Annotated in this window: 11 protein-coding genes; 7 read left to right on the forward strand and 4 right to left on the reverse strand. The window is 67.0% G+C overall.

Annotation, left to right across the window (positions count from 1 at the left end):
* Positions 1-146: 146 nt before the first annotated feature.
* Positions 147-2,693 (forward strand): ATP-dependent chaperone ClpB, encoded by a 2,547-nt coding sequence (gene clpB, locus G6N35_RS22520; protein ID WP_163806249.1) that lies wholly within the window; start codon positions 147-149, stop codon positions 2,691-2,693.
* 105 nt (positions 2,694-2,798) lie between these two features.
* Here the strand turns inward: clpB and G6N35_RS22525 are convergent, their stop codons facing one another.
* Positions 2,799-3,353, reverse strand: coding sequence for a TetR/AcrR family transcriptional regulator (locus G6N35_RS22525; RefSeq protein ID WP_163806250.1), 555 nt, complete (start codon positions 3,351-3,353; stop codon positions 2,799-2,801).
* A gap of 76 nt (positions 3,354-3,429) precedes the next feature.
* Here G6N35_RS22525 and G6N35_RS22530 point away from each other — a divergent pair, with 76 nt between their 5' ends.
* The 5 genes from G6N35_RS22530 to G6N35_RS22550 all read left to right on the forward strand — a co-directional run bounded on the left by G6N35_RS22530 (position 3,430) and on the right by G6N35_RS22550 (position 7,701).
* Entirely contained in the window at positions 3,430-4,644 is a 1,215-nt protein-coding gene (locus G6N35_RS22530) for an FAD-dependent monooxygenase (protein ID WP_163806251.1), read from the forward strand.
* A 106-nt stretch (positions 4,645-4,750) separates the two neighbouring features.
* A complete protein-coding gene (gene ttfA / locus G6N35_RS22535; RefSeq protein WP_163806252.1) occupies positions 4,751-5,539 on the forward strand; it encodes a trehalose monomycolate transport factor TtfA in 789 nt (262 codons plus the stop codon).
* A 19-nt stretch (positions 5,540-5,558) separates the two neighbouring features.
* A complete protein-coding gene (locus G6N35_RS22540; protein WP_163806253.1) occupies positions 5,559-6,335 on the forward strand; it encodes an SDR family NAD(P)-dependent oxidoreductase in 777 nt (258 codons plus the stop codon).
* Positions 6,316-6,876 carry an orotate phosphoribosyltransferase gene (pyrE, locus tag G6N35_RS22545; protein ID WP_163806254.1) on the forward strand — a complete coding sequence of 187 codons (561 nt, stop codon included), beginning with the start codon at positions 6,316-6,318 and terminating at the stop codon, positions 6,874-6,876. Before G6N35_RS22540 ends, pyrE begins: the two co-directional genes overlap by 20 nt.
* 42 nt (positions 6,877-6,918) lie before the next feature.
* Complete coding sequence (locus tag G6N35_RS22550; protein WP_163806255.1) at positions 6,919-7,701, forward strand: FAD-dependent oxidoreductase; 783 nt, start codon at positions 6,919-6,921, stop codon at positions 7,699-7,701.
* A gap of 1 nt (position 7,702) precedes the next feature.
* On the opposite strand, the gene G6N35_RS22555 is transcribed toward G6N35_RS22550, so the two are convergent.
* From G6N35_RS22555 to G6N35_RS22565, 3 genes are read right to left on the reverse strand one after another with little or no spacing between them, the layout of a single operon-like run.
* Positions 7,703-9,562 carry a putative bifunctional diguanylate cyclase/phosphodiesterase gene (locus tag G6N35_RS22555; RefSeq protein WP_163806256.1) on the reverse strand — a complete coding sequence of 620 codons (1,860 nt, stop codon included), beginning with the start codon at positions 9,560-9,562 and terminating at the stop codon, positions 7,703-7,705.
* Entirely contained in the window at positions 9,559-11,703 is a 2,145-nt protein-coding gene (locus G6N35_RS22560; RefSeq protein ID WP_163806257.1) for an Rv1355c family protein, read from the reverse strand. Before G6N35_RS22560 ends, G6N35_RS22555 begins: the two co-directional genes overlap by 4 nt.
* Entirely contained in the window at positions 11,700-12,452 is a 753-nt protein-coding gene (locus tag G6N35_RS22565) for a hypothetical protein (RefSeq protein ID WP_163806258.1), read from the reverse strand. Before G6N35_RS22565 ends, G6N35_RS22560 begins: the two co-directional genes overlap by 4 nt.
* A 668-nt stretch (positions 12,453-13,120) precedes the next feature.
* Here G6N35_RS22565 and G6N35_RS22570 point away from each other — a divergent pair.
* A complete protein-coding gene (locus G6N35_RS22570; protein ID WP_163806259.1) occupies positions 13,121-13,765 on the forward strand; it encodes a TrmH family RNA methyltransferase in 645 nt (214 codons plus the stop codon).
* Positions 13,766-13,770 lie beyond the last annotated feature (5 nt).

Consider the following 13,770-nt stretch of genomic DNA (forward strand, 5'->3'; position numbering starts at 1 on the left):
CGGGCCGCCATCGGCGCGGCGAGGGTTTTGGTGCCAAAAGCCTCTTGGGCCGAGCGTTGCAGATTCGTTAAACTTGAGCGGAACAGACTCAAGATTGACGGCGTTGTAAACCTCGACAAGCTTTTCTCGACAGAAATGGAGGTGTCGTGGACTCTTTCAACCCGACCACCAAGACCCAGGCGGCGCTGACCGCCGCGTTGCAGGCTGCCAGTGCGGCCGGTAACCCGGAGATCAGGCCCGCCCACCTGCTGTTGGCCCTGCTCACGCAGGCCGACGGCATCGCCGCGCCGCTACTCGAGGCAGTCGGCGTTGATCCGGCCACGATCCGCACCGAGGCGCAGCGCCTGGTCGACCGGCTGCCCAGCAGCAGCGGGGCGACCTCGCAGCCGCAGCTGTCGCGCGAGTCTCTGGCGGCGATCACCGCTGCCCAGCAGCTCGCAACCGAGATGGACGACGAGTACGTCTCCACCGAACACCTCATGGTCGGCCTCGCCACTGGCGACTCCGACGTCGCCAAGCTCCTGACCGGCCACGGCGCGTCGCCGCAGGCCCTGCGCGAGGCGTTCGTGAAGGTGCGTGGCAGCGCCCGGGTCACCAGCCCCGACCCCGAGGCCAGCTACCAGGCGCTGGAGAAGTACTCCACCGACCTGACCGCGCGCGCCCGGGAAGGCAAGCTCGACCCGGTGATCGGCCGCGACAACGAGATCCGGCGCGTGATCCAGGTGCTGAGCCGGCGCACGAAGAACAACCCGGTGCTGATCGGTGAGCCCGGCGTCGGCAAGACGGCCATCGTCGAAGGTCTGGCGCAGCGCGTCGTCGCCGGTGACGTGCCGGAGAGCCTGCGCGGCAAGACCGTCATCTCCCTCGACCTGGGTTCGATGGTCGCCGGTGCCAAGTACCGCGGCGAGTTCGAGGAGCGGCTCAAGGCCGTCCTGGACGACATCAAGAACTCGGCCGGCCAGATCATCACCTTCATCGACGAGCTGCACACCATCGTCGGCGCCGGTGCCACCGGCGAGGGCGCGATGGACGCCGGCAACATGATCAAGCCGATGCTGGCCCGCGGCGAGTTGCGGCTGGTCGGCGCGACCACGCTCGACGAGTACCGCAAGTACATCGAGAAGGACGCCGCCCTGGAGCGCCGCTTCCAGCAGGTGCTGGTCGGAGAGCCATCCGTGGAGGACACCGTCGGCATCCTGCGCGGCCTCAAGGACCGCTACGAGGTGCACCACGGCGTGCAGATCACCGACTCCGCGCTGGTGGCGGCGGCGACCCTGTCCGACCGCTACATCACCAGCCGGTTCCTGCCGGACAAGGCCATCGACCTGGTCGACGAGGCCGCCTCCCGGCTGCGCATGGAGATCGATTCCCGGCCCGTCGAGGTCGACGAGGTCGAGCGGCTGGTACGCCGGCTGGAGATCGAAGAGATGGCGCTGGCCAAGGAGGAAGACGCTGCCTCCAAGGACCGCCTGGAGAAGTTGCGTGCCGAACTGGCCGACAAGAAGGAAGAGCTGGCCCAGCTCACCAGCCGCTGGCAGAACGAGAAGAACGCCATCGACGTGGTGCGCGAATACAAGGAACAGCTCGAAGTGCTGCGCGGCGAAGCCGACCGGGCCGAGCGTGACGGCGATCTGGCCAAGGCCGCCGAGCTGCGATACGGCCGTATCCCGGAGGTCGAGAAGAAGCTCGACGCAGCGCTTCCGACCGCTCAGGCGCGCCAGGACGTGATGCTCAAGGAGCAGGTCGGACCGGATGACATCGCCGATGTGGTGTCCGCGTGGACGGGGATCCCGGCCGGTCGGATGCTCGAGGGCGAGACCGCCAAGCTGCTGCGCATGGAGGAGGAGCTGGGTCAGCGTGTCGTCGGGCAGCGCAATGCTGTCCAGGCCGTCTCCGATGCCGTGCGCCGCAGCCGGGCCGGGGTCGCCGACCCCAACCGGCCGACGGGCTCGTTCCTGTTCCTCGGCCCGACCGGTGTCGGCAAGACCGAGCTGGCCAAGGCGCTGGCCGACTTCCTCTTCGATGACGAACGGGCGATGGTCCGCATCGACATGAGCGAGTACGGCGAGAAGCACTCGGTGGCCCGGCTGGTCGGTGCCCCGCCCGGGTACATCGGCTACGACCAGGGTGGTCAGCTGACCGAGGCGGTGCGGCGGCGCCCGTACACCGTGGTGTTGTTCGACGAGGTCGAGAAGGCCCATCCGGACGTGTTCGACGTGCTGCTGCAGGTGCTCGACGAGGGACGGCTGACCGACGGTCAGGGGCGCACGGTCGACTTCCGCAACACCATCCTGATCCTGACCTCGAACCTGGGTTCGGGTGGATCCGAGGAGCAGGTGATGGCGGCGGTCCGCGCGGCCTTCAAGCCGGAGTTCATCAACCGCCTCGACGATGTGCTCATCTTCGATGCGTTGAACCCCGACGAACTGGTCCAGATCGTCGACATCCAGCTGGCTCAGCTGCAGAAGCGGCTGGCGCAGCGTCGCCTGGAACTGCAGGTGTCGCTGCCGGCCAAGCAGTGGCTGGCCAACCGTGGGTTCGACCCGCTCTATGGCGCCCGCCCGCTGCGCCGGCTGGTGCAGCAGGCCATCGGTGACCAGCTCGCCAAGCTGCTGCTGGCCGGTGAGGTCCACGACGGCGACATCGTGCCGGTCAATGTCAGCCCGGACGGCGAATCGCTGATCCTGGGATGAGCGCTTGCGCGAAGACCGTCAGCCTGGGCTGATTGCCAACGCCGAACAGACGCAAAGTCGCACGATTCCGCCCGAATCGATGCGATTTTGCGTCTGTTCGTGCATTCAGGCCGTTGGCATGCCGAGCGCGGCGAGCGCGCCGGTGACGGTCGCCTCGCGTAGCCGCGGCTGAGCGCTGTCGGGGAATTGCAGGCAGCAGTCCTGCAGACCGCCGAACGCGATGACCCCGCGCGTCGACTGCTCCAACGTCGGCTCCGGCCCGAAGATCAACCGGCACAACCGTTCTCGCCACGCCAGCAGCGTGTCGATCAATCCGAGATCGGCCAGTGTGGTCAGCTCGGTGATCACCAGCATCATGTCGGCGCGGTGCCGGTAGTGGAAGTCGAAGTAGCCCTCGAGCAGTTCGCGCGGGGTGGCCGGATCGTCGGTGGCACGCGCTTCCTGCTGGGTCACGAAGCGCTCACCTTCCTCGATGAGCGGCTGCAGGATGCTGCGGACCAGATCTTCGCGGGACTTGAAGTGGTAATAGAGCGCGGGCTTGGTGATGCCGAGCCGGTCGGCGATGTCCTGCAGGCTGGTGCGTTGCACGCCCTTCTGTCCGAACAGTTCGCGGGCGACATCCTGGATCCGTTCACGGGTTCCCGACGACGTCCTGGTCATGTAGCCACCCTAACTGACCGATCGTTAAGTAAGCTGGCATCACTTCACTTACCGACCGTTAAGTAAGGGGATTGTCATGCGGGTACTCATCTCTGGCGCCAGTATCGCCGGACCGGTATTGGCCTACTGGCTTACTCGTCGCGGATTCGATGTCACCGTCGTCGAACGCGCCGATGCGCTGCGCAAAGCCGGCGGTCATGCGGTCGACCTGTTCCGCCCCGCGATGGAGATCTCCGAACGGATGGGTGTGATCGAGCAGGTCCGGGCGCGCGCAACCGGTACCACCAGGATGATCCTGCACCGCACCAACGGGCGCCCTCCGGTTGACGTGGACTACTTGAAGCTGGTCGGCGTCATCTCGGACCGGCACATCGAGATCATGCGCGATGACCTGAGTCGGATCTACTACGACGCCGGTCGCGACGACGTCGAGTACCTATTTGGTGACCAAATCACTGCGATCTCCGACGACGGCACCGTCGACTTCGTCCGCGCCGGGCGCCGTCGCTACGACGTCGTCGTCGGCGCCGACGGACTGCATTCCGGCGTGCGGCAACTCGTCTTTGGTCCTGACTCCGGGCACAGCCGGTTCCTCGGCTGCTACCTGGCCGTCCTCTCGATCCCGAAAGCCTTTGCCCGCGAGGGTGAATTGACCAGCTTCGTCGATGCCGGCAGATGGGCGATGATCTATACGGCCGACCACCTCGACGATGCCCGTGCGGTATTCCTCTTCCGGTCCGTGCAACCGCTGGACTACCACCATCGTGACGACGCGCGGCAGCGTCTGCTGCTCCGCGCCGCGTTCGACGACCTGGACCCGACCGTCGGTCGCTGGCTCGGCGAACTCGACCGCGCGGCCTCGTTCTATTTCGACTCGATCACCCAACTAGACCGGACCAGCTGGTCGCGGGGCCGAGTCACCCTGGTCGGCGATGCGGGCTATTGCCCCGGACCCGGCGTCGGCGGCAGCACCAGCCTGGCCGTGCTGGGCGCCTACGTACTGGCCGGTGAACTGGAGCGGGCCGGCGACGACTACGCCTCGGCGTTCGCCGCCTACGAAGCGGTGATGGCTGATCCGGTGCGGCACAGCCGCGCGTTCGCCCGCCGGGTGGCCAAGACCCTGGTGCCGCGTTCGGCCTTCGGGGTGCGGGCCCTGGTCGCCGCGGCCCGCATCCTGGATGCCGTGCCAGCCGGTCTGACCAGGACTGTTGCCAACCTCAACGACAATGGCGTCCGGTTGTACGACGCGATGGGCTATCCCGACTACCCGGTGCCGGGTGCCATCGCCTGAGGGAAGCCCACCTGGCAGGATCCGCGACCCGTCGATCCCGGCCGTAATAGCCTTGTGACCTGCTGGGGTTCTCCTTTCCGGCGGGTGAGCAGATACGCTAGGCCTAATGGTTCCGTTCTGGTTCACGCTGTCCGCACTCTGCTTCGTGGGTGCGGCAGTGTTGCTATACATCGACATCGGCCGCCGCCGCGGCCTCGGCCGCCGCCGCAAGTCCTGGGCGCGGTCGCACGGCTTCGACTTCGAGGCTGAGTCCACCGAGATCGTCAGCCGCTGGACGCGCGGCGTCATGTCGACCGTCGGTGACGTCACCGCCCGCAACGTGGTGCTCGGCCAGATCCGCGGTGAAGCGGTCTACATCTTCGACCTCGAAGACGTCGCCACCGTGATCGCCCTGCACCGCAAGGTCGGCACCAACGTCGTGATGGATCTGCGGCTCAAGGGCATCGCCGAGCCGCGCGAGAACGACATCTGGCTGCTCGGCGCCATCGGCCCGCGGATGGTGTACTCCACCAACCTCGACGCCGCCCGCCGCGCCTGCGACCGCCGGATGGTCACCTTCGCCCACACCGCACCGGACTGTGCGGAGATCATGTGGAACGAGCAGAACTGGACGTTGGTGTCGATGCCGATCACTTCCAGCCGCGCCCAATGGGACGAGGGTCTGCGCACCGTTCGGCAGTTCAATGACCTGCTGCGGGTGCTGCCGCCGCTGCCTGCACAGGCTGCCCTCACGCAGTCGGCCGGCCGTCGCAATCCCGCACCCGGGCGCCCGCTGGCTCCGGCCGGTCGCCGCGAACTGCCCACCGGCCGCACCGACGCTCCGCCGCCGCTGCGCCCGCAGCAGCCGCGTGGCTCGAGCCAGGCCGGCACCCAAGCCCCTAATTACCAGCGCTGAACTTCGATAGGGTCACGGCGTGTCCCGTCCCGTTGCCCTTGTTACTGGGCCCACCTCAGGTCTTGGCGCAGGCTATGCCCGCCGGTACGCCCGCGACGGCTACGACGTGGTGTTGGTCGCCCGCAACCAGGAGCGTCTCGACGATCTCGCCGCCGAGCTGCGAGCTGCCCATGGCGTGGCCGTCGAGGTTCTGACCGCCGATCTGGCGGAAGCCGCCGACCGCGCCACGGTTGCTGACCGGTTGGCCGCCGGGGTGCAGGTGCTGGTGAACAACGCCGGCTTCGGCACCTCTGGTGAATTCTGGACCGCCGATCCGGCGATGCTGCAGGCCCAGCTCGACGTCAACGTCACCGCGGTGATGCACCTGACCCGGGCCGCGCTGCCGCCGATGCTGACCGCCGGGTCCGGCACGGTGATCAACATCGCCAGCGTGGCGGGGTTGCTGTCCGGGCGCGGCTCCACCTACTCGGCCTCCAAGGCCTGGGTGGTGTCCTTCACCGAAGGCCTGGCCAACGGACTCGACGGCAAGGGTGTCGGTATCCATGTGGTGTGTCCGGGCTTCGTACACACCGAATTTCACGAGCGTGCGGGAATCGACATGAAGTCGATCCCGAACATCATGTGGCTCAACGTCGATGACGTTGTCGCCGAAAGCCTTGCCGATGTGGCCAAAGGCAAAGTCATCAGCGTTCCCGGTCTGCAGTACAAGGTGCTGACGACCGGCGGACGCCTCGTTCCGCGCGGCCTGGTCCGCGCGCTCACCAAGGGATTTGGACGTGGCCGAGACCGCACCTGAACTCAATGCCGAACTGCGCGACGACCTTGCCCGGTTGGTGCGTGAACTGTCGGTGGTCTTCGGCCGGGTGACATTGTCCTCGGGCAAGGAAGCCGACTACTACGTCGACCTGCGCCGGGCGACCTTGCATCACCAGGCCGCCCCGTTGATCGGCCGGCTCATGCGCGAGCTCACCAGCGACTGGGATTACGCCGCCGTGGGCGGGCTGACCATGGGTGCCGATCCGGTGGCCGCCGCCGTGATGCACGCACCCGGCCGGCCCATCGACGCCTTCGTTGTGCGCAAGTCGGCGAAAACCCATGGGCTGCAACGACAAATCGAAGGTGCCGATGTGGTGGGCAAGCGGGTACTGGTGGTCGAGGACACCAGCACCACCGGCGGCTCGGCGCTGACGGCGGTGCGGGCGGTACGCGAGGCGGGCGCCACAGTCGTGGGCGTTGCGACGGTGGTGGACCGGGCGACAGGCGCCGCCGAGGCCATCGAAGCCGAAGGTGTGCCGTACCGCAGCATCCTCGGATTGACCGACCTCGGCCTGGCCTGAGCCCGGGATACTCGGTTCATGGAGCGGCGTCAGCAGGCGGCAATGACAGCGGATGACGAGATTGGACAGCCTTCCGATCTGTACTGGGACGACGTCGTCGACGTCATCTGCGCGGGCCGTGGCGCCGGGGCGTTGTCGCAGGCCATCCTGTGTACGGATCTCGGCCTGAACGTGATGCTCGCCGACGCGGTGAACCCCGCCGACCTCGCCGACGACGACACGTTGGCCTATCTGCAAGCCATGATCGACGATCTCGGGCTGGCGGATCGCACCTCGCAGGGTCTGGAGCTGCCGGTCGTCCGCGCGGTGCCCGAACCGCCGGCCACCCCCAAGAAGGGTCGGCCCGCTACCGTGGCACCCTTCGTCGGTTCGAGGTTGCGCGACTGGGCTGCGCAGTGCGCCGCCTCCCCGTTCGGGGTGATCTACAGCGCCGTACCCGATGGCATGACGCCGATGCGCACCGAATCGGGACAGGCGATCCGGGCGGCCCTGCTCGGCGCCTACCAGCCCGACGCAGACCGGCCCGGCCCCGCGCTGACGGACTGGTTGGCCCGGCAGGTCGAGGAGCGTGACATCCCCAGCGAAGGCGTAGGCCTGCAGAAGCTGATCTTCGAGGACGGCAGGGTGGCCGGTGCCGCCATCGAGGGGCCCGCTGGCACCAGGCTGGTGCGTGCCCTGGATGGTGTCGCGCTGTCGACCGGACCCACTCCCGGCGGTGCCCAGTGGCCTGCTCAGCCGGAATTGCGCGACATCGAGGTTCAGGTTGCGGTCGTCAGCCGGACGGCCAGCCGATTCGGTCGAGTCGAACTACTGCACATCGACTGACTCAGCGGGCTTTGGGCACTCCGAAGTTCACCGGCACCACCTTCTTGGCGAACAGTTCGGCCATCGCCTCGGCGGGCAGCGGGCGTGACAGCAGGAAACCCTGTGCCCGATGGCAGCCGTGCTGCAGCAGCGTGCGGGCTGCGGTCTCGGACTCGACGCCTTCCGCCACCAACTCCAGCCCGAACGCTTCGGCCAATGCGATGACCGCCCGAACGATCGCCAGATCCCCGGGGTTGGACCCTAGGTCCAAGACGAAGCTCTTGTCGATCTTGAGGGTGTCCACCGGAAGAGATTTCAGGTGCGTCAGCACGCTGTAGCCGGTTCCGAAGTCATCGATGGCCACCTGCACACCGACCTCCTTGAGGCCGGCGAGGGTGATTCGGGTGGTCTCGATGTCTTGGACCACAACACTTTCGGTGATCTCCAGGCATACCGACTTGCCGTCGAGCCCGAACTCTTCGATGGTCTCGCGGACCGATTCGACGAAGCCGTCGGTGACCAGCTGCACCGGCGAGACGTTGATTCTCAGTGTCGCGTTCTCGGTGATTCCCTTGGCCAGCCACTGGCTGAACTGCTCGCAGGCCGCCCGCATCACCCAGCGCCCCAATTCGCCTGCCAGATTGATGGATTCAGCGACGTGGATGAACGAGTCGGGCAACAGTAAGCCCCGGGTGGGGTGTTGCCAGCGGACCAGCGCCTCGGTGGCCAGCACCTCGCCGGTGCGCATGTCGATCTCGGGCAGGTAGTGCAGGGTCAGTGAACCCGTCTCGATGACGCCCTGCAGGTGCAACTCGATGTCGTTGCGGAATTCACTGCTCAGCGACATCTCGTCGGTGAACACCGCGATCTTGTTGCCCCCGGCATTCTTTGCGTTCAGTACGGCCTGATCGGCCCGGCGCAGCAGATCCGAGGTGGTATCTCGCCCAGGTGACCCCAGCGCGACACCGATACTGACTGTGCGGGTGAGCATCTCGCCGCCGAGCGCTACCCGCTCACGCAACAGCGCCTGTAACCGGTAGGCCAGCGCCTCGGCATCCTCGGCACTCATCGGTGCGGCGGGAACCACCACGAATTCGTCGCCGCCCAGACGTGCGATGACGTCGGCAGGGTTGGTCTCCTCGCGCAACCGCTCGGCGAAGGTCCGGATGAACCAGTCACCGGCCTGGTGGCCGAGGTAGTCGTTGATCGCCTTGAGCCGGTCGAGGTCGAGGAACAGCGCCGAGACCGGTCCGGGCCGGCCGACCCGAAGCCGATCGTCGAGATGGGCCAGCAACGCACGACGGTTGCTCAGGCCGGTGAGATCGTCGTGCTCGGCGAGGTAACGCAGCTGGTCCTCGGCAACCACCCGGGCCTGAACTTGAGCGAACAGCGAAGCAATTGCCTTGAGCGCGTTGAGTTCTTGGGGTGACCAGTCCTTGATGCCGAACTTGATGAATCCCAGCGCCCCGGTCGTGACGTCACCGGACAACAACGGCACCGACGCCAGCGAGGGCAGTGCGTAGCCGGCTTCGGCGACGCGGCGCTGGTAGTCGTCGGCGTCTTCCTCCACCGGTTCGGGGGAGAAGAACACCGGCTCCTTGGCGTGTTCGGCGGCCGCGAAGATCGGGTCGGCGTCGGCGAAGTACACCACGCCGAGCGGATCGGGATCGGGCACCTCGGGACGGGCCGGCCACTCGGCCACCAGCTTGGTCGCCCGGATCGAATGGTCGTTGTATCGCAGGAAGCTCACGTCCACGCCGAAGGTCTCCACCAGTTCGGCGAGCACCTCCCGGCTCACCTCGGCCGACGTTGCCGAGGTGGCCGCCATCAGCATCGTCGCGACGTCGGTGACGAGGGTGTCGAGGCGGTGCGGTGCGGTCATCGGGACAGCTCGCCCTCGAGCGGCCGGCGGCGGCTGCGCACCGAGGGCCGGGGGGCGTGGATGAAGCGCAATACCAGCGCCTGGCCTTCGCCGGGTTCGGTGCCGGTGAGATCCCGGAACTGCTGTTGCAGTGACCGCAGTTCCGGAACATGTTGGGCAGCAAGCTCGGCGAGGTCACCGTCGTCGTGCGCGTAGAGGAACACCGGGGATACCGGCTGGATTCCGATACCGTGCAGCTGGGCGGCGATCCAGACCGCCTCCACCGCCGCTCCGCCGCGGGCGTAGTCGGTCAATGTGTGTCCGGCCATCGTCACCACACCGAGGCCCGAACTGCCCAGGACGCGTTTGGTCACATCCTCGCCGAGTGCGTGGCCGGCGTCCCACTGCGCGAGGCGAGCCATGACGTCACCGCGGCGCAGGATGTCCAGCGTGGCGATGTCGGCCGGGTCGAGTTCGAGGCCGCGAATGTCGAGACCATCGGAGACGTCCTCGTCGGGCCAACGCAGTTCGGAGATCATCTCGGCGTGCAGCCGCGGCTGCAGGTAGCGAATCCTGTCGGTGGCCGCCAGGATGGCCGCAGCGCGCTCGATGTCGGCGCGCTCGGTGAGCAGGCGCAGTACACCGCCTTCGGTCTGCGCCGCGTCCTCGAGCGCCGTGACAGTCGCCGTACTGAGCGGCGTGGGTGTGCCCCGATGCCGGTTGGTCTCGCGGGCCAGCATCGGACCGTACAGGTCGGCCAGGGCGTCGTCCCGGCCGTCGCCGAGCGTGATGGTTGCGCGCAGGGGCACGTCGGTGTCGTCCTCGGTGAAGCGCACCGGGCCCAGCACGCCACGGGACGCAGCAACGATCCGTGCGTTGTACGCGGCAGCGCCGATGGCCACCGCGCTGCCGCGGTAGGCGACGTCCATCGTCGAGGTGTACTCGGCTGCCATCTGGACGGTCACCGAATCATTCTCCGCCACAATGTGCCACGGCTGCATGTTGCCCCCCGACGGGGCGCGCTGGATGGCGGTGGCGACGGCGGTGAGCACCGGTTGGGAGTCGTCGGGCGCATCGGTTGCAGTGCTGGTAGCCGGTGCGATCGTGGCCGGTGGCTCGGGTTCGGCGATCGAATCCAGCGCGCTGGACACATCGATGCGCACCCGCCCGGACGGTAATGCCTCACCGAGCCCGATCCGGCGCACCGCCTCGGCCACGCTGGCCGCACCGACGGCGATGTCGCCGGCGAGTTGCGGCCAGGTCGACAGCGAGCGGCCCACTTCGACCAGTGATGCCGCCCCGCGATCGGACAGACGTGCCGCATCGACGATCCGCAGGACGTGGGGAACCTTGTCGCTGCTGCTGAGCCCGGCCAGGTCGGCGGTGCTGATCGCACCGAGAAGTCCGTGCAGGATCGGCCGTTGCGGGTCCTGGTCGTATCGTTCGACATCGATCAGTCCGCGATCGCTGCTGGCCATCACCACCGGAATGCGCCGCTGCCGGGCTGCTTCACGCACCGCGGCCTTGATGTCCAGCGAGTCGCATTCCTCGACCACTACGTCGAGGCCGTCGAGGAAGCCGTCGATCGAGTCCTGGGTGATGCCGGATGTCGACACGGTGACCGGCAGGTAGGGGTCGAGTTCGGCGATCCGTCGCGCTGCCACGATCGCCTTGTTCACGCCGATGTCGAACACGGTTGCCGGAACCCGGTTCAGGTTCGACAGCTCGAGGGTGTCGAAGTCGGCGAGCCGCAGTTCGCCGCACAGTCCCTCGGCAGCCAGCGTGTGGGCGATCGCGTGCCCGACCGACAGGCCCACCACACCGATCCGCAGTCCGGCCAGCGTGTCCTGCTCCGCGAGGGTGATCATGTTGCGGTTGCGGTCCAGCCGCAGCCGGCGAAATCCCTGAGGGCCGGGGACGGCAACGACCGCCCGGCGCCACGGGTAGTACGCCCAGCGCATCGGCTCGGCGAGGATCTCCGAATCTGGGGTGGGACGCAGCGCCTGCAAAGCTGCCGCGAACTCGGCTGTGCGGTCGACGAATTCGATCGATACGTCAGACCGCAGCTGCTCGAGTGCGGTGGTGTCCCCCGGGTTGTCGCTGTGCAGTAGGTGTGCGCTGTACGCGTCCGCGCCGATACCGGCGGAGACGTCGAAACTCACATGCCACTCCCGTACTGCATGCCGAAGCCGCCGAATTCATCGGACAGCGTGGCCAGCATACGCATCTCCTTGACGATCTTCGCCAGCTGCCGCGGCTCGGCGTGGTTGGCGAAGGTGCGACGGTCCCAGAACATCAACTTGGTGCGGTAACGCTCGCTCGGGTAGGCGGCGGCAGGAACCTTGGTCGCCACAACACCTCCCGATGAACTCCACTTGTCGAGCACGTGAGCCGCGGCGGTGGCCATGATGAACTGCGCGCCCAGCAGTTCCATCGTGGGGAACGCGGTCCGTGCGAAGGTGTTGGTCAGCGAGCCGGCCCGGGCGGGGTCGTCGGCGACCCACGCGGACTTCATCTCCACCACGCCGAACGGCAGACGGTCGGTGATCATCTTGCGGACCAGGTCCTGGCCGGGCTGGCCCTCCCACTCGACGATCGCGTGCGACTCGTCGGCGTTGAAGTACGGGCCCTTGGCGCGCAGTCCGCCGACCACTGCACCGGAGGGATCCAGCGCGGTGTAGAACAGCGTGGTGTCCCGGCCGTCGGAGAACGAGTCCAGGTCCAGCGCAGCCTCGACACCGTGCTTCTGGTAGTTGCGTTGCGCACCTTGCAGGTAGTCTTGCCATAGACCAGGTTCGCTGCCCGGTTGAGCAAGCACGATGGTGCACCCCGTGTCCTCGTCCTGCCAGCTAATGGTTTCGGGCAGGTGGTATAGGGTCTCGTCAGGAACGGCCAGCACAGAAGTGTTCATCGTTTCCCATCCATCAGACGGCCTGCGGACAGGGTTGCCGCAGGTCACGCCACGCTTGCGTCGCCACGGAATATGCGCGTACGCAAGTATTAGTATCTCGCCGAAGGTGGCCAAGACTCCACCCGTCGGCCGGAAAAACCTTGTCTACTCAGCAGTAGCTTCGGTAGTCCATGGCAAACCTCAACTGGCGGAACCCCGAAGTTGATGTCCGGAATCGACAATGTTCGAGGTCACAGGTGGTCAAGGTGTTTTTGAGGGGCAGGACCCTACACTTATGATCGCCGAGGCGTGGAAGGTCGTTATCGGCGGGTTGGGTGGTGTTGGACACGTCTGCAGCAGGGTTGACGGGCCCTGAGAGGGGTGATGCGGCCCGTTCTGGAACCTGTTCCCAACCCCGTCGGTCGGCGTTGCGAAACCCCGCTCGGCGGCATGCTGCGATGGGGCGTTCCTCACCCGAAAAGGGTGAGGTCGGAGGTCCTTCTTCGCCGACCTCCAGCAAAGTGCCGTGCAGGCGTCGCCAGCCTCGCCTCGGGCCTTTGGGGGCACCGGTTTCGAGTATGTGTCGGTAGCCACGAAGCTGCCGCCACGACACCGGGCGACGACGGCGCATATGGTGCTTCGGTGTCCAACGTTGCCGACGTCCCTGCCCGCGCGGTGGTGAGACACCGGTGACCGACCCCGGTCCCACCGAATGGAGTACCGGTGCGCCTGGTGTCGGACCCTGGTCGGGTGACCCGCCGGATGACCCGCGCTACGACCCGCAGCTGCTGCGTGACGGCGATGCACGCAACGTCGTCGACGCCTACCGGTACTGGGCGCGGGAGGCGATCATCGCCGATATCGACCGGCGCAGGCACCCGCTGCACGTGGCCATCGAGAATTTCGGGAACGACGCCAATATCGGTGCGGTGGTGCGCACCGCCAATGCCTTCGCGGTGGACACTGTTCACATCGTCGGCCGGCGGCGCTGGAATCGCCGGGGTGCCATGGTGACCGATCGTTATCAGCGGCTGACCCATCACGACAGCACCGAAGCGCTGCTGGCCTTCGCCGCCGATGCCGGGTTGACGGTGATCGCGGTCGACAACGTGCCCGGAGCGGTTCCGTTGGAAACCGCTGAGTTGCCGCGCGATTGCCTGTTGGTGTTCGGCCAGGAAGGCCCCGGAATCTCCGAGGCGGCGAGCAGCGGTGCCGCGCTGACGGTGTCGATCGCGCAGTTCGGTTCCACCCGCAGCATCAACGCCGCCGTCGCCGCGGGAATTGCGATGCATGCCTGGATCAGGCGCTGGGCTGACCTTTCCCGGGCCTGGTAGGGCAG

Origin of the sequence: Mycolicibacterium anyangense (genome assembly GCF_010731855.1) — a bacterium.
GTDB classification, from domain to species: domain Bacteria; phylum Actinomycetota; class Actinomycetes; order Mycobacteriales; family Mycobacteriaceae; genus Mycobacterium; species Mycobacterium anyangense.